The organism is Lentzea sp. NPDC005914 (genome assembly GCF_040629405.1).
GTDB lineage: Bacteria > Actinomycetota > Actinomycetes > Mycobacteriales > Pseudonocardiaceae > Lentzea.
On the sequence record NZ_JBEXVQ010000003.1, the window covers coordinates 397,097 to 418,376 of the forward strand.

The 21,280-nt window shown below is 69.6% G+C and carries 14 protein-coding genes; 11 read left to right on the forward strand and 3 right to left on the reverse strand.

Annotated elements, in window-relative coordinates; translation table 11 throughout:
- Positions 1-26: 26 nt before the first annotated feature.
- Positions 27-1,310, forward strand: coding sequence for a hypothetical protein (locus tag ABZ345_RS06830; protein WP_359843742.1), 1,284 nt, complete (start codon positions 27-29; stop codon positions 1,308-1,310).
- 27 nt (positions 1,311-1,337) lie between these two features.
- A complete protein-coding gene (locus ABZ345_RS06835) occupies positions 1,338-2,624 on the forward strand; it encodes a hypothetical protein (protein WP_359843744.1) in 1,287 nt (428 codons plus the stop codon).
- Between the two features lie 63 nt (positions 2,625-2,687).
- On the opposite strand, the gene ABZ345_RS06840 is transcribed toward ABZ345_RS06835, so the two are convergent.
- The gene (locus tag ABZ345_RS06840; RefSeq protein ID WP_359843746.1) at positions 2,688-3,635 is read right to left on the reverse strand and encodes a hypothetical protein; all 948 of its coding nucleotides are present in this window, start codon (positions 3,633-3,635) and stop codon (positions 2,688-2,690) included.
- Positions 3,636-3,969: 334 nt separating this feature from the next.
- Here ABZ345_RS06840 and ABZ345_RS06845 point away from each other — a divergent pair, with 334 nt between their 5' ends.
- A complete protein-coding gene (locus ABZ345_RS06845; RefSeq protein WP_359843748.1) occupies positions 3,970-6,402 on the forward strand; it encodes a CapA family protein in 2,433 nt (810 codons plus the stop codon).
- A 9-nt stretch (positions 6,403-6,411) separates the two neighbouring features.
- On the opposite strand, the gene ABZ345_RS06850 is transcribed toward ABZ345_RS06845, so the two are convergent.
- Positions 6,412-7,266 carry a hypothetical protein gene (locus ABZ345_RS06850; RefSeq protein WP_359843750.1) on the reverse strand — a complete coding sequence of 285 codons (855 nt, stop codon included), beginning with the start codon at positions 7,264-7,266 and terminating at the stop codon, positions 6,412-6,414.
- 26 nt (positions 7,267-7,292) lie between these two features.
- Here ABZ345_RS06850 and ABZ345_RS06855 point away from each other — a divergent pair, with 26 nt between their 5' ends.
- The 8 genes from ABZ345_RS06855 (at position 7,293) to ABZ345_RS06890 (ending at position 18,344) form a co-directional block, all read left to right on the forward strand.
- Positions 7,293-9,368, forward strand: coding sequence for a HAMP domain-containing protein (locus ABZ345_RS06855; protein ID WP_359843751.1), 2,076 nt, complete (start codon positions 7,293-7,295; stop codon positions 9,366-9,368).
- Positions 9,368-11,206: a poly-gamma-glutamate synthase PgsB gene (pgsB, locus tag ABZ345_RS06860; protein ID WP_359843753.1), complete on the forward strand. Its 1,839-nt coding sequence runs from the start codon at positions 9,368-9,370 to the stop codon at positions 11,204-11,206. Before ABZ345_RS06855 ends, pgsB begins: the two co-directional genes overlap by 1 nt.
- Entirely contained in the window at positions 11,203-11,685 is a 483-nt protein-coding gene (locus ABZ345_RS06865) for a poly-gamma-glutamate biosynthesis protein PgsC/CapC (RefSeq protein WP_359843755.1), read from the forward strand. Before pgsB ends, ABZ345_RS06865 begins: the two co-directional genes overlap by 4 nt.
- A gap of 10 nt (positions 11,686-11,695) precedes the next feature.
- Complete coding sequence (locus tag ABZ345_RS06870; RefSeq protein WP_359843757.1) at positions 11,696-12,661, forward strand: hypothetical protein; 966 nt, start codon at positions 11,696-11,698, stop codon at positions 12,659-12,661.
- Between the two features lie 166 nt (positions 12,662-12,827).
- Positions 12,828-15,107 (forward strand): cellulose binding domain-containing protein, encoded by a 2,280-nt coding sequence (locus ABZ345_RS06875; RefSeq protein ID WP_359843759.1) that lies wholly within the window; start codon positions 12,828-12,830, stop codon positions 15,105-15,107.
- Positions 15,107-16,765 carry a cellulose binding domain-containing protein gene (locus tag ABZ345_RS06880; protein WP_359843761.1) on the forward strand — a complete coding sequence of 553 codons (1,659 nt, stop codon included), beginning with the start codon at positions 15,107-15,109 and terminating at the stop codon, positions 16,763-16,765. The genes ABZ345_RS06875 and ABZ345_RS06880 overlap by 1 nt, the downstream gene beginning before the upstream one ends.
- A gap of 164 nt (positions 16,766-16,929) precedes the next feature.
- Positions 16,930-17,400, forward strand: a complete 471-nt coding sequence (locus tag ABZ345_RS06885) for a hypothetical protein (RefSeq protein WP_359843763.1) — start codon at positions 16,930-16,932, stop codon at positions 17,398-17,400.
- On the forward strand, positions 17,397-18,344 hold the full coding sequence (locus tag ABZ345_RS06890; RefSeq protein ID WP_359843765.1) for a hypothetical protein: 948 nt from the start codon (positions 17,397-17,399) through the stop codon (positions 18,342-18,344). The genes ABZ345_RS06885 and ABZ345_RS06890 overlap by 4 nt, the downstream gene beginning before the upstream one ends.
- Here the strand turns inward: ABZ345_RS06890 and ABZ345_RS06895 are convergent.
- On the reverse strand, positions 18,289-21,180 hold the full coding sequence (locus ABZ345_RS06895; protein WP_359843767.1) for a BTAD domain-containing putative transcriptional regulator: 2,892 nt from the start codon (positions 21,178-21,180) through the stop codon (positions 18,289-18,291). The genes ABZ345_RS06890 and ABZ345_RS06895 overlap by 56 nt on opposite strands.
- Positions 21,181-21,280 lie beyond the last annotated feature (100 nt).

Consider the following 21,280-nt stretch of genomic DNA (forward strand, 5'->3'; position numbering starts at 1 on the left):
AGAGGGCAACTGGGGAAGGAAGAGAAATGCGACTGCGAAACAAGATGCGCTGGCTCGGAGCGGCCGCGCTGCCACTGGTTCTGGCTCTGACCGGCACCACCATCGCCGCCACCGCGGTCACCTCGACGGTCATGGCGGGTGTTGCTCAGGCGTCCGACGTCGGCGGCCAGATCAGCCGTGACGAGACGATCCAGCGGGCCAGGTTCTGGCTGAACAAGGGGCTCAAGTACGACCAGGGCGGCTGGGTCGCCGACTCGTCGGGCAAGCTGTACCGGACGGACTGCTCGGGTTACGTGTCGATGGCACTGCACCTGACCAACTCGCCGAACTCGACGGCGATGCTCACCGACTCCCGTTTCTTCACCATCAGCCGCGCGGACCTGAAGGCCGGCGATTTCCTGGTCCTCGACGGCCACGCTTTCCTGTTCGGCGGATACCACGCCGACGGCGTCCATTTCACTTTCTTCACCTTCGGTTCCACGCCGGTCCGCGAGAGCGTCGGCACGTTCACCGGTTCCAGCCTCGACGGGCACCCGACGAGCCAGTACGTGGCCAAGCGCTACAAGAACATCGTCGAGTCCGCGCCGCCGAAGTCCCGTGCCGCCAAGTACTCCTCGGACTTCAACGGCAACGGCAACTCCGACTACGCCACCTACAGCGCCTCGGACGGCTCGTTCCACGTCCTGTTCGACACCGGCGGCGCCGCGTACCACCCGGAATGGCGCCTCGGCCAGGCCGGTGACCTGCCCATCACCGGTGACTGGAACGGCAACGGCAGCTCGGACTACGGCGTGTACCGCCCGTCGGACGGCTCGTTCCACATCCTGTTCGACAACGGTGGTCTGTACGAGCCGACCTGGCGCCTCGGCGGCCCCGGCTTCCTCCCGGTCTCGGGTGACTGGAACGGCAACGGCAACAGCGACTACGGCGTCTACAACCCGGCCGACGGCTCGTTCCACATCCTGTTCGACAACGGTGGCAACTACGACCCCACCTGGCGGCTCGGCGGCCCCGGCTCCGTCCCGGTCGGCGGCGACTGGAACGGCAACGGCAACTCCGACTACGGCGTCTACAACCCCGCCGACGGGTCCTTCCACGTCCTCTTCGACACCGGCGGCGCGGCCTACCACCCGGAATGGCGTCTCGGCGGACCGGGCTACCTGCCGGTGAGCGGTGACTGGAACGGCAACGGCAACTCCGACTACGGCGTCTACAACCCCGCGGACGGCTCGTTCCACGTGCTCTTCGACAACGGCGGCCTCTACGAGCCGACCTGGCGCCTCGGCGACAGCAACCACCGGCCCGTCTGACCTTCCCGAGACCCACGGAGAACTCCGATGAAATCCGCACTCGCTTTGGGCCTCGCCGCGACCGCGCTCGCCACGGGCCTCACGCTCACCACCGCCCCGGCCGCACTGGCCTGGAACAACCTGCCCTGCCAGTCCGGCAACCCGACCCAGTCCGACCAGGCGACAGCCACCTCGTTGAACGGCAAGCTGAACGGCCGTCTGCGCGCCGGGGTCAACGCCTACCAGGTCTCCTGCGCCCGTGCCGTGGTCGGCACCGTGAAGTCCCGCGGGCTCGACGAGCACGCCGCGGCCATCGCGATCACCACGACGATCGTGGAGTCCAACATCAAGAACCTGGACGGCGGCGACCGCGACTCGCGCGGCCTGTTCCAGCAGAGACCCAGCATGGGCTGGGGCACGCCCGAGCAGGTGGTCGACCCGGTGCACGCCACCAACGAGTTCGTGAACCACCTGCTCAAGGTGGCGGACTGGCACGGGAAACCGATCGGTCAGGTCTGCCAGGACGTGCAGCACTCCGGTACGCCGGACGCCTACTACCCGCAGGCACACGACGGTGAGGTCATCGCCGACGCGTTGTGGGATGGTGCGGCGCAGAACGCCCGTGCGGCCAAGTACTCGTCCGACTTCAACGGCAACGGCAGCAGCGACTACGCCAGCTACAACGCCTCGGACGGTTCGTTCCACGTCCTGTTCGACACCGGCGGCGCGGCCTACCACCCGACGTGGCGTCTCGGTCAGCCCGGCGATGTGCCCGTCACCGGTGACTGGAACGGCAACGGCAGCTCGGACTACGGCGTGTACCGCCCGTCGGACGGCTCGTTCCACATCCTGTTCGACAACGGCGGCAGCTACGACCCCACCTGGCGGCTCGGCGGCCCCGGTTACCTGCCCGTCTCGGGTGACTGGAACGGCAACGGCAGCAGCGACTACGGCGTCTACAACCCCGCCGACGGTTCCTTCCACGTCCTGTTCGACAACGGTGGTCTCTACGAACCCACGTGGCGACTGGGTGGACCGGGCTCGGTCCCGGTCGGTGGCGACTGGAACGGCAACGGCAACTCCGACTACGGGGTCTACAACCAGGCGGACGGCTCGTTCCACGTTCTGTTCGACACCGGCGGTGCGGCCTACCACCCGGAATGGCGTCTCGGTGGCCCCGGCTACCTGCCCGTCTCGGGTGACTGGAACGGCAACGGGAACAGCGACTACGGCGTCTACAACCCGGCCGACGGCTCGTTCCACGTCCTGTTCGACAACGGTGGCCTGTACGAGCCGACCTGGCGGCTCGGCGACAGCAACCACCGGCCCGTGTAACTGAAAACCAGAAGGGGCGCGTTCACCTCGGTGGACGCGCCCCTTTCGCTTGTCACCAGGGGATCACAGCCTTCTGGCCAACCGGAAGGCCTGCGCGAGCACGCCGTCCCCGGTCAGCGTCGAGGCTCCGTACTTGTCCCCCATGGTCGGCGCGTTGTAGGTCTTCCTGCTGGAGATGAACCGCGGCTGCCCCGCCGAGTCGGCGCCGAGGTAGATCGCCGAGTGGTCCAGCAGCGGGCCGTCCAACGGGTCGAGGTCGAACGCCAGGACGTCGCCTGCCTGCAGACGTTCCAGCTGCTCGGCCGGTGGCCGAGCGCCGGTGTCCGCGACGATCAGCGCGCCGGGAGACCCCGCCGCGAAGTCCTTGGCCTGTCTGGGAAGGCGCAGGCGCGAAGGTTCCCATCCCAGCGGGTAGCCCGAGCGGTAGCCGAACACCATCCGGAGATAGCCGCTGCAGTCCAGCGAGTCCTTGCGGAGGGGGTCGGGTGGGCGCACGGTGCCGTCGTCGTAGGTCCACGGGACGCGGAGGTAGTCGCTGAAGTCGGCGTCGCTGACGCGCTCGCCGTTGACGAGCGGGCCGAAGAACGCGCGGCCGGCGTAGCGGATTCCCTTGTCGTCGTGGAGATCCGGGGTGTTTCTGCGGTACTGCATCGAGATGTCGAGCACGTCCGGCGTGCGGTCGTTCAGCGCGTTCATGACCCAGGGTCCGAGCACCGGGTCCTGTTCACCGCCGGGCCGCCACGGCTGAGGAGCGACGCGGACCCAGTCCTGTGTGGTGACCGTCGCCGTGGTGACCTCGGGCTCGGCGAAAATACGGGCAGGACCGCGGAAGACGCCGGTGCGCGCGCCGTCGGTGAGGGTCGCGACCCGGTCCCCGAGTGCGGTGAGGACCAACGTGCGTGGAGGGTCGTCGACGCGCACGAAGTCGTAGCGGCGTGACAGTTCCGCTCTCGCGGCCGGCAGCGGGAGTGCGACGAGAGCAGCGAGAACGAGCAATGGCAACGTTTTCATGACCTCTGCCTCACCCCTTCGCAACCGTTAGGAAAGTTTCCTAACAAAGACCTATACTCGCTGTGGCGACCTCGGTCAAGAAGCACTCGCCTCGGATTCAAGACCGGGAAACAGAGGGGCCATCAGCCGTCCACAATGGACGAGCAGGTCATTTCCGCCGTGTCGCATTCGCGCCGAACATGGCCTCTACCTGCGGAAACGCGCGAACGCGCGGGAATAGTACTGGAAGTATCCTATTTCCGGCACCCCCGGACGGCCGGTGCTTTCGAGACGGCGAAGCGCCACCATGTGAAGCACGCCGCCAGAACGAAAGTCGACAGTTTGGACAGGTCGGATGAGTCGACTCTGGCGTACCAGGTCCGCGATGCTCTCGCTGGCACTGGTCGTTTTTCTGATCATGGTTCTCGTCGCCGCGTTCCGCGCGATAGACGTCGTGAGCGGATGTGACCCGTGCGAGGACCCGGGCAGCGTGCTCGGGTTTTCCTTGCGGCTCAACGTGGTCGACGAGTCCGGCAGAGGTGTTCCCGATGCGACGGTGACGTTGCACGACCAGAAGACCATACACCTCAACGGTGATGCGAGTGGAACGGTCAGCACGCCGGTGCTGCGCGGGCCGGTGCTCGCCGTCGTGGAGGCGCCCGGCCACCTCCCGGAACCGGTACCGCTCGGCAAGTCCGATGTGGATGGTCCCGTGACCGTGAAGTTGTTCAGCCGCAAGCAGGGCCGCTTCGCGATGCACTCGGCCGGTGACGTCATGTTCGGGCGGCGGTACGCGGAACCGGACGACGGCGGCGCTGCGGCACTCGTCCCCGACCAGGACGCGGCTCGCGGCGCGGAACGCGTCGTGTCCGCGGTCGCACCAGCGTTCGCCGCGGCGGACCTGCGCACAGTCAACCTGGAGAGCGTCGTCAGCGACCTGCCCGCGGACAGGGCCTATCCCCAGAAGCGGTTCATCCTGAAGTCCGCCTCGGCGACGACGTCCGGTTTGCGCGCGCTCGGCGTCGACTGCGCGGTGCTGGCCAACAACCACTCGCGCGACTTCCTCGAGCAGGGCGTCGCCGACACCCGTGCCGCGCTCACGAAAGCGGGCATCGGGATGGCCGGCGCCGACGTGACGGCGGAAGGTGCCGCGGTGCCGTTCCTCAAAACAGTCAACGGCACCGGGGTGGCCGTGGCCGGCTTCACCAGCGTTGACGGCGACTTCGTCAACGGCGCGTACCCGGCCGCGCCCCGGCCGCCGGACTCGACGCCGGACGACGCCTGGCGCTACCAGGAGCGGCTGTGGGGGTTCGGCGGCGTGACGACCGCGCGGCGGACCATCGGCCAGGCCTGGGAGGCCTACCAGAAGGCCGAGAGCAGGGCGCCGGACCAGGCCGAGATGTGGAAGTCGCTGGTCATTGTCTACCCCGAGCTGCAGGACTGGGTCGCCCGCCGCGGCCACGGCGGCGCCACCCGGTGGGACCCGGTGACCTCGCCCGCCCAGATCGCCGGGCTCGCGGCGCGCAACCAGCTCGTCGTCGTGCAGCTGCACGCGGGCTTCCAGTTCCAGGACGTGGCGTCGGACAACGTGCGGGCCATGGCCCACGCGGCGATCGACGCGGGCGCGGACATCGTGATCGGGCATCACCCCCATGTGCTGCAAGGCATCGAGTGGTACAAGGGCCATCTGATCGTCTACAGCCTGGGCAACTTCGTCTTCGACCAGAACTTCCTGGCCACCTTCGCTAGCGTCGTCGTGCGCACGGTGTGGGACGGCGACCACCTGCTGGAGGCACGACTGCTGCCGCTGGAGCTCGTCGACTACCGTCCTGTGCCGCTGACCGGCGACGCCGCACGGCGGGTGCTCGGCCGGATCTGGGAGCTCGGTCTGCAGCCCGCGTCCACCGACCGCGACCGCACCGGTGCCGTGCGCGCCTATCTGAAACAGCCGGCGCCGGACGTGGTGCCCGCGCAGGTGGTCGTCGAGCACAACACCGGACGGATCACCGCCGCGAGCACCGTCGCGGAGACCAGAACGGTGCAGGTACCGGCACACGGGGTGGTGGATCTCGCCGCGCCGGGGACGCTTACCCGGCCGGTCGGTGGTGACGGCATCGAGGTGGGCCGCGACCTCTTCGGCTGGGGCCGGTTCGAGGACGAGACAGCCGACGGTGGCGTCGACTCGGCCACGCACTGGAAGACCGGTGGCACGACCGAGACCTCGCAGGTCGGGCCGACTCCGCAGGGACAGCGGTTCCTGCGGCTGAGCGCGGCCGCCGGCAAGGCGGTGCAGACCCGCGCCATCGCGCGGATCCCGGTCCCCCGACACAGGTTCTACGCGCCCGGCGGTTCCGTGCCGGCTGATCCGGAACCGTCGTACTCGGCCCGCGCGATGGTGCGCGGCACGGGTTCGGAGACCGCTTACTTCCGGTTCGACGTCTACCACTTCGACGACAGCGACCCGACCGAGGACCCGGAGTCGGTCGTCCTCACGACGATCACCCGCGCCGTGGACGTGCCGTCCGACGGCGGCTGGCACCAGGTCGCGATCGACCTGACCACGAGCGACCTGACCACGCCGGACGGCACGGGCAACATGATCATGATGTACACGGGCCTGAACCGCGCTCCCGACGGGCGGGCGGGCGCGCTGGACCTCGACGACGTGCGCTTCGTCGAGTGGCGCGCCGCGAGCGGGATGACCGGCTCGTTCGGCGCGTTCGACCTGGCGCGCAACCTGACGGACGCGCCGAGACAGTTCTCCGCCGAGGTCAGACGTCCGTCCTGAGTGGACTGATCACGCCGCCGGAACGTCCGCTTCCGCCAGTGCTCGTGCGAGTTCGGCGCGCGATGCAACCGACTCGCGCAGTCGTCCCGTCACTTCGATGTGGAGGAACACAAAGCCGTGTTCAGCAGCAGCTTTCCCCTGCACGTTCCTCGTTCCCTCGAGCTTGCCGCACTCGTCGTCCCAGCCGCGGCAGGCTGCCAGGCCCGCGGCGGCGACCCGGTCGGCGACCCGCCGGGCGGCCGGTCCCGGGCGCGCCTGACCCGTCGACACGACGACGTCGGAGCCGGGCAGGCTCTGCTCGTCGAAGCCGTGCAGCTGCACCTGCGGCAGCCCGCGCTGGGCGAGTTCCGTTGCGACGGCGTGAAAAAGCGCGTCGGTGTGGTGGGCGACGTCCGCCTGCTCCCCCGCGGCACGGCGGTGTGCTCCCGCGATCAGCACGACCGCACCCGGTGTCCGCCGGTAGAGCTCGATGCCGAGCGCCTCGGTGTGGAGGTCCGCGTTCGGGTGCGGCACCTCGATCACGAGTCTGGGAGCGGTGGACCGGTCCGCGATGTACATGCCCCAGCCCTGTTCGGCTCCGGGCTTCGTGGTGGCGAGCACGAACGAACGACCGCTCACCTCGTCCACTCCGGAGTCAACTGTGAAACCCAAGGGGCGCAACCCCTCTGCCGAGGTCTCGGTGCCGTCCAGCAGCGGGATCAGGCCCGCCAGCGCGGTGTCGCGTTCGCCTGGGTCGGGCGCACGGTAGGGCGCACCGGGCGACAGACCTTCGGCGAAGGTCACGACACGCTGCTCGAGGTCGGTTCTCGGCTGGGAGGCCGCCGTGCACCCGGCGAGCAGCAGGGCCAGCAGCGCGATCTTCACGTGTCCCAACGTAGGGCGGTGAGGTAGTGCGCACCACCGTCGACCGGACCAGTTTGGAGAGGCAGTGCGCGGAAGCGGGCTTCCCGTCGGGAGTGCGCGTGCCGCTCGTCATGATGGTGGTCGTTCTCGCCCTGCTCATGGGCTTCTGCGCCATCAGGTTGTCCGGTACGCCGGACGGCTCGCCGGTCGAGGTCGTCGCCCGGTCGCACCAGTGGTTCGCCGCCAACCTCGCCCATTCGGCCGGTGCGTCGGTGAACGAGGCCGTCGCGGACCTCGCCACCGCGGTGAAGCTGTACAGCGGCAAGGCCGACCGCACCGACGAGCAGACGATCGCGTTCTTCGCGAAGAACTGCCCGCACGCGCGGGGAGTCGCGGTCGTGGACACCGCGGGCGGGCTGCGCGCCACGGCCGGTGAGCCGGTGCCGATCGAGTCGGTGCCGCTCGACGACATCGCGTCCGTGCCGGTGCGGGTGATGGCCGACCGGTACGGCGGGGTGCAGGCGGTGACCGCCAGCGCGCTGCCCGGCGGCGACCGGGTGGTCGTGGTGTCGAGTGATCTCATCATTCCCCCGGTCTCCGTGGACAGCCTGCGGCTGCCGGAGACGGTGCTGCTCGTGACGGACGGCGGCGAGGTGGTCAAGCCGCACAGCGGGACCGCCGTCGTCGACTACGGCGACGACGACCTGGTCCGGCGGGCCGCCGCGGTGGCCGCGAAGGGCGAGAGCGGTCATCTCGTGGGCACGGCGGGCACCGGACCACCCGCACCGGACGCCCGCGCGACCGTGCCGATCGTGGCGTACGCGCCGCTGACCAGGGGGCGGATCAGTCTCGGCATGTCGTTGCTGCTGGTCGGTGCCACCCCGCAGGCGGAGGCAACCGGGGCCGGCACGGGTCTGCTCGCGGTGGCGGCGCTGCTCGGCGTGCTGGTGCTCGCGGCGACGTTGCTCGTCGCGGGGCTGGTCGGTCCGGTGCGGAGGCTGCGCGAGGACGCGCTGGCGGTCGCGTCCGGGCAGCCCGGCGCGCGGATGCGGCGGCAGTGGATCTCCGAGACGCACCGGATCGCGGTCGCTTTCCGTTCCGGCGCACCGGAGGTACGCCGGCGGCCGTCCGCGGTGGTCGCGGTGGTGCTCGCCACGGCGGCGCTGCTCGCGTGGTCCGGGGCCGTGCTCGGCACGATCGGGCGCCACGAGGTGCAGGTGCCGGGACAGGCCGTGCAGGTCACCCAGCGGCTGGCGGCGACCACCGCGACCGCGTTGCGGCGCAGCCTGCAGCAGAGCCTGACGGATCTGCGGTCGTTCGCGGCGCTGGTCGGCGGGACGGATCTCGCGGACCTGCGGCCCGCGTTGCAGGAGCTGACCTCGCGGCGCGACCGGTACCGCAGCGTCTACGTCGTCGACCAGGACGGGCGGTCCCAGGTTCAGGCGGGACGGGCGCCGCTGCGCACCGAGGAACCGCCGCCACCCGGCTCTGGCCTGCACCAGCAGAGCGTCTCGCACCGGGTGCCGGTGATCTACGCGACCGCGCCGTTGCCGGGCACTCGGTATGTCGTGGTCGGTGAGCTGGACGTGGTGAAGCTGTCAGCACTGGTGCGCCTGCCGGGCGGGGTCGGCCGCCTCGTCGACACGGAGCTGCGCACCGTGGCCGCGACCGTCGGCTACCAGGCGTACGAGCCGCTCGCCGCGGACCCGTTGCGCGCCAGCGTGAGCGAGGCGCTCAAGGGTGTCCCCGACCCGGCGGTCTGGGAGGTCGACGGGCGGACGTCCGTGGTCGCCTCGGCCGCTCTCTACGGCTCGAAGGACTTCAACGACCTGCAGTGGGCCGTCGTCGTGGAGCAGCCGGTGAGCCAGCTTCCGTTGCCGGGCAACCACATCCGGCGCACGGCGTGGCTAGCGGCACTGGTCGCGACGGTGACCGCGCTGGGCGGGTTCGGCTGGTTCCTGCTCGTGCTCGTGCTGCCGTTGCGCAGGCTCGCGGCCTCGGCGGACCGGTTCGCCGCGGGCGACCTCGGCACCGTCGTCCACCCGCAGCGGCCCGACGAGATCGGCACCGTCGCCCGCTGTCTAGAACTCCGTCGCCAGTCGGTCGAACAAAGGCGGTCGTGATGCACTTCCTGCACGCTGTCTACCTCTTCGCCTGCGTCACCCTCCTCGCCGGCGGTGTCGTCGAGCAGCGCAGGCACTACCGGAACCTGCGCCAGATCCGGACCAGGATCCTGGTCAACGGCATCCGCGGGAAGAGCTCGATCACCCGGCTGTGCGCGGGGGCGTTGCGCGGCGGATCTCTTGTCACCGTAGCGAAGACCACCGGCACCGCCGCGCGGTTCATCCACCCGGACGCGACCGAGGAACCCGTCCACCGCAAGTTCGGCATCGCGAACGTCGTCGAGCAGATAGGCATCGTCCGGCGCGCGGCCGCGTACCGCCCCGACGCGCTGGTGATGGAGTGCATGGCGGTGATGCCGGACCTGCAGGAGATCAACCAGAGCAAGCTGATCCGGTCGACGATCGGCGTGCTGTGCAACGTCCGCGAGGACCACCTGGCCGAGATGGGCCCAACACTCGACGACGTCGCCCGCTCGTTGTGCCGCTCGATGCCGGTCGGCGGGATCTGCGTCACCGCCGAGACGGAACGGATCGAGATCCTGCGCGCGGAGGCCTCTCTTAGGCGGTGCGAGCTGGTCGAGGTCGACCCCGAGTCGGTGACCGACGCCGAGATGAGCGGGTTCAGCTGGATCACGTTCAAGGAGAACGTCGCTATCGCGATCGCCGTGGCGGAGCTGTGCGGGGTCGACCGGAACCAAGCCGTCAAAGGAATGTGGGACGCCCCACCGGACCCCGGCGTGCTGCAGGTGCACCGGTACACAGTGGACTCACGACAGGTCCGGTTCGCGAACGTCTTCGCCGCCAACGACCCCGAGTCGACGCTGATGAACATCGAACTCCTGCTCGAACGCGGCGTGATCGAACGCCCGCTGCACCTGCTGATCAACTGCCGCCCGGACCGCGTCGAGCGCAACGGCCAGATGGGCGCCCTGGTCGGCAAACTCGACCCGCAACGGGTGGTGCTCATCGGCGAACCCACCCGCAGCGCGGCACTCGCCATCCCGCGCTCGTGGCGGGGCCGCCTCGACGACCTGGGCGGGCGGCGCGATCCCGACGAGCTGCTGCGGGGCGTGCTGGGCTCGGACGGCGAGTCGATCTCGCTCGCCGCCATCGGGAACATCCACGGCCACGGTGAGGTGCTGCTCGCGCAACTCGACCGGCTCACGCGCGCAGAACGGACCGCCGCTGACCACGACGGGATCCTCCGCGCCGAGTCGAACTCGCCTGGCCACAGCGAAGTTTTGCCGACCCGCCGCAGCCAGCACCTCCGGACCGAACGAAGCGCCCCGAGCCACAACGAGACCCCACCACCTCGACCCAGCCGGCCCGCACGCACCGAACCCAGCAGCCCCAACCAGGGCGACATCCCGCCGCCTCACCCCGGCCAGCGCCACCGCGCCGAACGAAGCGCCCCCGGTCACAACCAGACCCCACCCCAACCAGGCCAACCCACCCAAGCCGAACCCAGCTCCTCCAACCCCGGCAACGTCTTACCGCCCCGCCTCAACAGGCACCTCCGCGCCGAACCCAGCACCCCCAACCACACCTCGCCACCCCGACCCAGCCGACCCACACGCGCCCAACCCAGCACCCCCACCCCCGGCAACGTCTCTCCGTCGCGCCCCAGCCAACCCACGCGCGCCGAACCGAACGCCCCCAGCCACAACCAGACCCCACCCCAACCAGGCCAACCCACCCGTGCCGAACCCAGCAGCCCCAGCCACGACAACATCTTGCAGCCCCGCCCAAGCCAGCACCTCCGCACCGAACGGACCACCACCTCCACCCCGCCACCCCAACCCGATCAGCCCACCCGCCCAGAACGGACCACCCCATGATCACCGGCACCCTTCAGCCCGAGGTGGCCACGCTCGGCCTCGCGATCGGGCTGGTGTTCTCGCTGCTGTGCTACCTGACGTCGAACCTCTCCCCCGGCGGCATGATCACGCCCGGCTGGCTCGCGCTGACGCTGGTCGAGGACTACCGGCGCGCGGCGATCGTCGTGCTGATGACGGCGCTGACCTACTTGGGCACCAAGGGTTTGCAGCGCGTCGTGATCCTCTACGGCAAGCGGCTGTTCGCGGCCGTCGTGCTGCTCAGCGTGCTGTTGCAGACGTCGTTGTTCATCCTCATCCAGAACGACTACCCGCTGCTCTACGTGCACGAGACGCTCGGGTTCGTGGTGCCCGGCCTGATCGCCTACCAGCTCGTCCGGCAACCCGCGGGCGCGACCGTGGTGGCCACCGGGTCGGTCAGCCTCGTCACCTACGGCGTGCTCGCCAGCGGTGTCCTCGTCGGTCTCGTCCCTGCCACCTGAAGGAGGCGTGGTGTCCCGTCGACTCGCAATCCACGTCGTCGTGCTGTGCACGGTGATCGCGTCGTCCGCCGCGGCGGTCGCGCACCTCGCTACCGAGGACCGGCACCGGGCGTTCCGGCAGACCGGGGCCGGCATCCGCATCACGCCTACCGCGGACCCGGCCCGCGCGTACCGCTTCGAACGGCTCACGGCTCCCGCGCGCACGGTCGTCCGTGACGAGCGAGGGGTCATCGTCGCGACGTTCACCGACGGGGCCCGCACCGCCGTGATCAACGGGCCCACCCGGACGTTCCAGAACCCCACCCGCACGCAGGCCCAGGTGACCACTCCCGCGTGGGTCCGCCTGACACCCGAACCGTGGACGGCGAGCGCTGACCGCGCCGCGTGGCTGCGTCCCTGGCTGGACGCGGCGGTGGCGGACCGCAGTGACGACGTGCTCGCCGTGGCTACGCAGTACCTCAACGGCGCGGCCGCGGCCACGGACGCGAAGGCGGTCCGTTTTCGCGGGGACGCGCGCTTCGGTCACGCCGACTTCTCCGACTATCTCGGGGTCACGTGGTCGTTTCCCGGCGGACCGACGGAAAAGCCCGCGCCGGACGGCTACGGCGCACTCGATCCTGCGGGCTATGTCCGGCTGGTCTACGGCTATCGCGCGGGTTATCCGCTGCGCTCCGCGTCCGGCGCCGGAACGGGCCTTCCCCGCACCCCGGCGGCAATGGCCGCACTCGACGCGGGCGCAGCTGTTCCCGCCGACCGCCTCGCGTTGCAACCCGGTGATCTGTTGTTCTTCTCGCGCTCCGGAACGGGCACCGAAGTCGACCACGTCGGCATCTTCTTCGGCCTCGACCAGAACGGCCGGCCGCGGTTCCTGTCCAGCCGCAAGCGCACCGACGGACCGGCGTTCAGCGACGACATGCCTCTCTTCGACCAGGGCACCAGGAAGGGCCCGGTCCTGCGCAGCGTGCGCCGCCTTTAGCAGAACCGGATTTTTGCAAACGTTTCTGATTCCCTATTTCACAGATCTGATTTTCACATACTCGAACCTCGTCACGACTTTATCGCCAATCATTGACGAGGGCGCGCGAAGCTATTAACAATTCCAGCCCGATGTGTACGCCGCCGCGTATCCCCTGGAGGAATTCGTGTCCAGAAGACAAGGCTTACGTCGAGGCGCGGTGCAGGGCCTCGTCGGCGCACTCGCGGCGGCGGGCATCGTCGTGCTGGTGAACGCGGCCGACGCGGCTCCCGGCCCCGGCGCGCTCACCGGGCTGGACACCTCGGCGGCCAACCGCCGGGCGCCCGTGGGCGGACTGTACGACTGGAGCAGGGCCGGGTACCGGGGTGGGCAGAACCTGCCCGGCGCGAACGAGGTCAACCCCAGCGCGGCCTGCCAGATCACCGCGGCCGAGCTGGCGAGCCAGTTCGGCGTGAAGCCGGACGACGGCCAGGACGACTCGGCGGGACTGCAGTCGGCCATCGACTCGATCAGGACGACCTGTTCGCCGTCCGCCAGCTACACCAAGCTGAGCCTGATCACGCTGCCCGCCGGTGAGCTGGCCGTGTCGCGCGAGCTCAAGGTGGACGCGGACTACCTGATCCTGCGCGGCGCTGGCAAGGACGCCACGAAGATCACCTATCGGCCGGACGCGAACACCCTCTACGACACCCTCACCCCGGACGGCTCGGACTGGGACGAGGACGGCATGACCTCGGGCGCGGGCAAGGGCGGCTGGCTGTGGCCCGGCCGCGGCCTGTTCCGGGTGCAGTCGCGGGGCGTCGACCCGAGCTACGCGAGCGACTACGCTTCGGCGCCCGCCAACCGCAAGGACATCTTCGAGGGCACGGTCAACGTGCACTGGAAGGCGGGCGCGAAGGTCAGTGCCGCCGCCAAGATCGGAGACCGCACGATCAGCGTGCAGTCGGCCGCCAAGATCAAGGCCGGCGAGTTCGTGAACGTCCGTGCCGCGAACTCGGTCAAGTTCTACGAGCAGCAGCAGGCGACCGGCACCGAGTTCCCGTTGCTGAACATGCACATGCGGCAGCAGATCTTCACCGTCGTCTCGGTGTCGGGCACCACGGTGACGCTCGACAAGCCGCTGGAGTTCGACGTTCCCGTCAACTCCACTTCGGACGGTTCCGCGCCGATCGACGGGACCACGTACGACTCCAAGGTGTCGCCGCTGCTGGACCCGGTCGTCGGCGTCGGCTTCGAGGACTTCGGCTTCACGCAGGCGATGCCCGGCCTCAACCAGGCCGACGCGATCAACAACTACGGCAACATGGCCCCCAACGCCGAGATGCACGGCATCGTCTTCAAGTGGGCGGCCAACTCGTGGGTGCGCGGCATCAAGGCGGAGATGACCGGGTCGCACCCGATCGTCACCCAGGAGGCCAAGAACCTCCAGATCGTGAACAACGAGCTCAACGGGTCGTGGAACAAGGGCAAGGGCGGCAACGGTTACTTCCGCGGCTCGCGGGTGTGGGACTCGCTCTACGCCGGCAACACCTCCAGCAACCTGCGCCACTTCACCTTCCAGTGGTCCGCGTCGGGCAACGTCGTGATCGGCAACGACTTCGACTCCGACCTCAACCTGCACGGCGGCTGGGAGCGCAACAACCTGTTCGAGCTCAACACCGTCCGGGTTCCCTACGCCCACCGCTCGGCCAACTGCCGTGCCAACTGCGGCGAGGAGGGCGGCGGCGGTCCCGACACGTCCAACTGGTTCCCGATCTGGTGGGGCGCGGGCAAGAAGGCGGTCAAGTGGTCCGGCGCGTCCGGTCCGCGCAACGTCTTCTTCAACAACACGATGACCAAGCAAACCGCGACCGGCGGCCCATTCAACGACTACTACGCCGACCACTCGAGGATCTACCAGTTCGGCTGGAACGGCACGTCGTACCAGCACTTGGACGCCGGGGGCACGCCGATCGCGGACTGGGCGCTGAACGAGCAGCGCGACTACACCGGCGGTCACGGCGTGGACGCCACGAAGACGGAATCGGCGGCGTCGCTGTTCCTGTCCTCTGTGGACGGAACTCCGCCGACCAGCACCACCACCTCCACCACCAGCAGCACGACCACGACCACGACGACCACTCCGCCGTCGGGCTCGTGCCTCACCGCCAAGGTCACCCAGACCTCGGTGTGGAACGGCGGCTACGGCGCCGACGTGACCCTGACCAACGGCTGTGCCACCGCGACGACGTCGTGGACGGTCGAGTTCGACCTGCCGCCGGGCACCAAGGTCAGCAGCTCGTGGAGCTCCGTCCGCACTTCCACGGGCCAGCACCACAAGTTCACCAACGCGAGCTTCAACGGTGCCGTCAAACCCGGCGCCTCCACGAAGTTCGGCTTCAACGCCTCGGGTGCCGGTCTTCCCACCGGCTGCACCGTGAACGGCAACCCCTGCGGAGGCAACTGATGAGAACACTGGCACTTGCCGCGGCAACCGCGACGGTCGCGGCACTGCTGAGCGGCGCGACCGCCCAGGCGGCACCGGTGCTGAAGGCGGCGGTCACCCAGACCTCGGTGTGGGACAGCGGGTACGGCGCAGACGTGACGATCACCAACTCCGGTGACGCCACGACGACCTCGTGGACGCTCGAGTTCGACCTGCCGTCCGGCACCACGATCACCAGCTCGTGGAGCTCCGTCCGCACTTCCACCGGCCAGCACCACAAGTTCACCAACGCGAGCTTCAACGGCGCCATCAAGCCAGGGGGTTCCGCGAAGTTCGGCTTCAACGCATCCGGCGGAAGCCTCCCGACGAACTGCACGATCAACGGTGTTTCGTGCAGCGGCACCACCCCACCCGCTGACACGCAACCTCCCACCGTGCCAACAGGTCTGCGTTCCACGGGCGTCACATCCAGCTCGGTGACGCTGTCGTGGACGGCCTCCACGGACAACGTCGGCGTCACCGGCTACGAGGTGCTCCAGAGCGGCGCCGTGAGTGCGACCGTCACCGGCACCTCGGCCACGGTCAGCGGCCTGTCCCCCGCCACCGCGTACTCGTTCTCCGTGCGCGCCAGGGACGCCGCGGGCAACAGGTCCGCGGCCAGCACGGCGGTCAGCGTCACGACCAGTCCGGACACCGGCGGCGGCGACACCATCAACGTCTCCACACCTGCCCAGCTCCAGTCGGCACTGGCCGCGGCCACCCCCGGCCAGACGATCAAGCTCGCCGCCGGCACCTACCACGGCTCGTTCGTCGTCAACGGCCGTGCGGGCACCGCGTCCCAACCCATCGCTCTCACCGGCCCGCGCGACGCCGTCCTCATCAACGACGGCCCGTCCGGCGACCCGCCGTCCTGCCCCGCGCCCACCGCGGGCTGGGACTCCGGCTACGGCCTGTGGATCTTCAACTCCCCGCACTGGAACCTCACCGGGTTCACCGTGCAGGAGTCGAAGAAGGGCATCGTCCTCGACAACTCGCACCACACCACGATCGACTCGGTCTCGGTGCACCACGTCGACGAGGAGGCGGTCCACTTCCGCCGTTCCTCCGCCGACAGCGTCATCCGCAACTCCACCATCACCGACACCGGCCTGGTCCAGCCCGGCTACGGCGAGGGCGTGTACCTCGGTTCCGCCAACTCCAACTGGGCCTGCCACGGCAACAGCGGCGGCATCGACCGCAGTGACCGCGTCCAGGTGCTCGGCAACAGGATCGGCCCGAACATCGCGGCCGAGCCGATCGACGTCAAGGAGGGCACCTACGAGGGCATCATCCGCGGCAACACCTTCGACGGTCAGGGCATCACCGGCGAGAACTCGGCCGACTCCTGGATCGATGTCAAGGGCATCGGCTACCTCATCGAGGACAACACCGGTACGTTCTCGAGCCCCGGCACGTTCGCCAACGGCTACGAGACCCACAACACCAGCACCACCCCCAGCCTGCCCAACGGCTGCGGCAACGTCTGGCGCAACAACCGTTCGGACCTCGGCGGCGTCGGCCAGTACGCCATCAACATCACCTCGGTGTCGAAGTGCTCGGCGATGCCCAACGTCGTCTACGCCTCGAACACCGTGACAGGGGCGGTGAAAGGCCTGACCAACGCGCCGGTCACCCCGTAGCGCCCGGACGCCCGGCACCGCCGGGCGTCCGGCTCCACCACGGCCGAGGATCACGAGCACATCGGGTCAGGGGGCGGCTGCAAGGGTGACGTTGATCGGCAAGCGGCCTATTCCGCCCAGTAGGCCTTGGATCAGCCCGGCGCGGCGACTGACCATCGTCTGCCATGGCGGATGATTCCCGTTCCCGGTTGACGACCAGCCAGACAACCCTGCGAACACAGCTCGACGCCCTCGAAGCCCTCGTGGCGACGGCTCCCGACGACCCGCGCTGCGCCAAGCTCACCGACGAGGTGCACGACGAGGTGCGGAGGCTTCTCCAGGCGCGACGCGACATCGACGCGGCCGAGCTTCGGCTCCACACCCTCGTCCTCGGCGCGGCCGCGGTGGTGATCGCGGTTGTCGGACTCGTCTTCTGGTTCAGCGCGTGGAACGTGGTGCCGCTCCTGCTGAGTCTCGCTGTCGGCAGCGCGCTCGTGATCAACCCGCCCTTGCACGGCGACTGGGAGCCCAGTGCCCGCAGACTCGCGGGAGTCGCGGCGGTGCTGAGCGGGCTGCTGACGCCGCTGGTGGGCGGTTGGTCGGTGCTGCTCGTCCTCGCGGGAATCGGATGGTGGGCCTGGAGGTACCGGAGATGAACAACGACCCGTACCTCGAGTTGGCGACGAAAGCCGACGGCCATCATCGGCGCCTCGAGACGATCGAGCAGAAGCTGCGCGACAAATCAGGCAACCTCAGCGACATCCGCGAGCGGTTGCGCAAGCTGGAGACCAAGGTCGGTGACCACTCGATCAGCGCGGTCCAGGCCAAGATCGACACCGTCGGGACGAATCTCCGCACGACCGACAAACGACTGACCAGGGAGGCCGCGGAACTGCGCCGCAACGTTGAAGCCTTGCACCGGAAAATCCGCGTGAGCAGCGGGTTGCCCCGAGCCGACTTCGACAACTGGCAGCAGGAGATCCCGCCCGAGATGATCAAGTCGATCCTGGCGGGGCTGGCTTCGGCGCCGGTGTCCGCCGCAGACGTGCAGCAGTTGCGCACAAAACAGGAACGGGCGAAGAAAAAGCTCGCCGACTGGGACGAGGCACAGCGGGCAGCGATCCGGGCCGCTCGGATGCTGGCGGACATGCCTCCTGTGGCGGAACGCGCGTGGCGCAAGGAAGCACGGACCTGGCTCGCCTTCCGCGACCGCGGGCCACGACCGGTGAAGGACGAGGAGCGCGCACGCCGGCAGCGTGACGACGCGGCTCGCGCTCATGAGTCCGCCGAGGTGGTCGCCGCACGATCGAGAGAAGCGGACAACTCCGCATGCGAGACGATCCGGGAGCGCATCGAGGAGGCGATCTCCCGCGATCTCATCCTTCCCACCTGGTTCGAGAACGCGCTCGGCCAGTTCCCGCCGACGAGGCCCGAGCGGATCGAGCCGTGGCTCGTCGCGGCGACGAACCTCGTTCGCTACCGGCTGCTCGCCGATTTCCACAACCAGGTGCATCCGTACGGCGAGCGACCCGAGGACTCGAGGCTCACCGCGGAGTACGACCAGGTCGTTCGACGATGCGCGGAACTGCGGCCGTCCTAGTCGCGTGACCCACGACCCGGCGCGGCTCCCCTGCCTCCCGGCTGCCGTGGTGCATGAACAGGCGCTGCGCCTCGAGGTGTGTCGCGTCGGCCTCCGCTGCCGCACCTCGACCGGCGAGCGCGGTGGCCAGGTCCCGCAACGTTCTCGCCCGCCACAGCGTCAGGTTCAGCGACTCCCACCAGTCGAGCGCCTGCCGCAGGTGGCCGATCGCCTCGGTGAACCGCCCGGCCGCCAGTTCCAGTTCACCCAGCGTCCGGCGGACGAGCGCCTCGCCGAAGCCGTCCTGCATCTCGTGGCAGGTGTCCAATGCGGACAGCAGCTCGGCCCGCACCTCCTCGCCGCGGCCCTGCCGGATCCGGACCTTCGCGAGCGACTGCGTGGCGTAGACGATCATCAGACGGTCGCCCGCGGCACTGAGCTGACGCAAGGACTCCTCGCTCTCGCGCGCCGCCTCGTCGAGCCGGCCCTCCGCGCGGAAGACGATGCCGATCGAGCGCCGCACCAGCCCGACACCGTGATCGTCGCCGAGCGCCTGGTAGGCCGCGAGGGCCTTCTCGTGGCCCGCGCGGGCGGCGGCGAAGTCGCCCAGTTCCAGCAGTGTCATCGCCCGGCCGTGCTCGGCGCGGGCCACCGCACGGGGGTCGGTCAGCGCGGGCAGCACCTCGTCCGCGGTGGCCAGGGCGGCGACCAGGTCACCGCGTTCTCGCAGCACACTGGCCAGCAGCAGCCGCGTGACCGGGTTCTCGTCGCACTCCAGCGCCTGGCGGTAGTAGTCGATGGCCTCGTCGAGCCGGTCCTGCTCGGCGCGCAGCCAGCCGAGCCCGGACAGCACCAGTGCCTCCCCGGACCGGTCGCCCGCGCGGCGAGCCGACTCCAGGGCCGCGGTGTGGGTGCGCCACCAGTGGTGGAACCGGTTCTCGACGGCGAACGACGACGAGCACAGCGCGGTCGCGAGCCGGGTCGCCACGTTTGCGAGGTCGAGCTCGCCGGCCCGTTCGACGACGTGCACCAGCGTGCCCTGCTCGACGTCCAGCCAGTCGAGCGGGTGCTTGGGCAGCAACGCCTGCCAGCGGTCCAGGCCGGAGGTCTCACCCGAGCGCGGTGGCCGCAGCGTTCTCATCGGCGTGCCACCGGAAGCGTGTTCCACGAGCAGCAGGCACAGCTCACCGGCGCGGGTCGCGACCGACGTCAGCTCCTCGCGTTCCTCCTCGGCATGAGCGCGCTCCCACGCGAAGACTCGCACCAGGTCGTGCAGCCGGAACCGCAGTCCACCGCTCACGTCCAGCAGATGAGCGTGCACCAGCGTGTCGATCACGTCGTCGGCGTCGATCAGGGTCACGTCCATCAGCACCGCCACGACCCACGGCGCGAAGTCGGCGACGCCGAGCCACCCGAGCAGCCGCAGTGCCCGGCGCGCGGGCGCGGGCAGGGCGTCGTAGCTCAACGCCACACTGCCGCGCACCTCGAGGTCGCCCACCCGCAGCTCGTCGAGGATTCTGCGCTGCTCCCGCAACCGCGCCACCATGGACGACATCGGCCGGTCCGGTCGTGCCGCGAGCCGGGCGGCCATGATCCGCACCGCCAGCGGAAGATGGCCGCACAGCCGCAGGATCTCGCGCGCGGCAGCCGGATCGGCACCACCGCCGGCCGTCGCGGTGAGCAACGCCAGACCCTCCTCCTCGCCCAGCAGCGGCATCCCGATCTGCTCGGCGGGTTCCAGGGCGGCCAGCCGTGCCCGGCTCGCGATGAGGCACCGGGACGCGGTTCCGCCCGGCAGCAACGGCCGCACCTGCCGCTCGTCGGCCGCGTCGTCCAGCACGACCACCACACCGCAGGCTGCGGTGAGCATCCGGTACGACTCGACCCGTTCGTCGAGCGTCGCGGGCAGATCTCCCGCGGCCACACCGAGAGCGCGCAGGAACCGGCCCAGCACGTCGAACGGGTCGAGCGGCCGCAGGGTCCCGCGCAGGTCGGCGTACAACCGGCCACCGGGGAAGTTCACCGGAAACGTCCGTGCGGCGTGGACGGCCAGTGTCGTCTTGCCCGCGCCCGGCGGCCCGGAGATCGCGACGATCCGCGCCTGGTGAATCCGGCGCACCTCGTCCTCGCGCCCGACGAAGTCCGGGATGTCCGCGGGCAGCAGGTCCGGCACCGCCTGCGGCTCGTGCTCCTCGAGCAGCGCCCGGTACGCCTCCTGCAGCTCACGGCCGGGCTCGACGCCCAGCTCCTCCGCGAGCAACCGCCGTGTCTCGTGGAAGACGGCCATCGCGTCACGCCTGCGCCCCGTGCGGTCGAGCGCGGTGATGAGGTGCGCGCGCAGCCGTTCGTGGAACGGGTGCTGCTCGACCAACTGCCGAAGCTCGGTGAGCACCTCTCCCGGCCGGTCGAGACCGGCGACGACGCGCCGCTCGACCACGGCCAGCCGCGCCTCTTCGAGCAGCTTGGCCTGAGATCGCGCGAACGACCCCGTCAGCCCGGCGAGCGCGGGACCCCGCCACTCCGCCTCGGCGTCCTCGGCGGGGTCCTGCGCCTTGCGTTCGAACTCGTAGACGTCGACCCGCATCCCGGTGCTGTCGAGCCGGTAGCTGCCCTCGTCGGTGACGATGGCCTCTGGTCCCAGTGCTCTGCGCAAACCGGACATGTAGGTGTGCAGCAAACCCAACGCGCTCTTGGGCGGATCGTCCTCCCACAACAGGTCGATCAACCTGTGCGCGGACACCAGACGTCCACGCGCGAGCACCAACGCGGCCAGCACCAATCGCGGTTTCGGTCCGCCCAACGCCACGGTCTGACCGTTTTGAACGGCTTCGACCGACCCCAGTAGCCTCAGCTCCATCTGCCTCCCCCAGCGCGCTGAGGCTACGTGATGGGAGGGCGGGAGTCGCCTGTTTCCACGGCCGCGGGCCTCCTCACGTGGTGAGGAGGCCCGCGGTCTT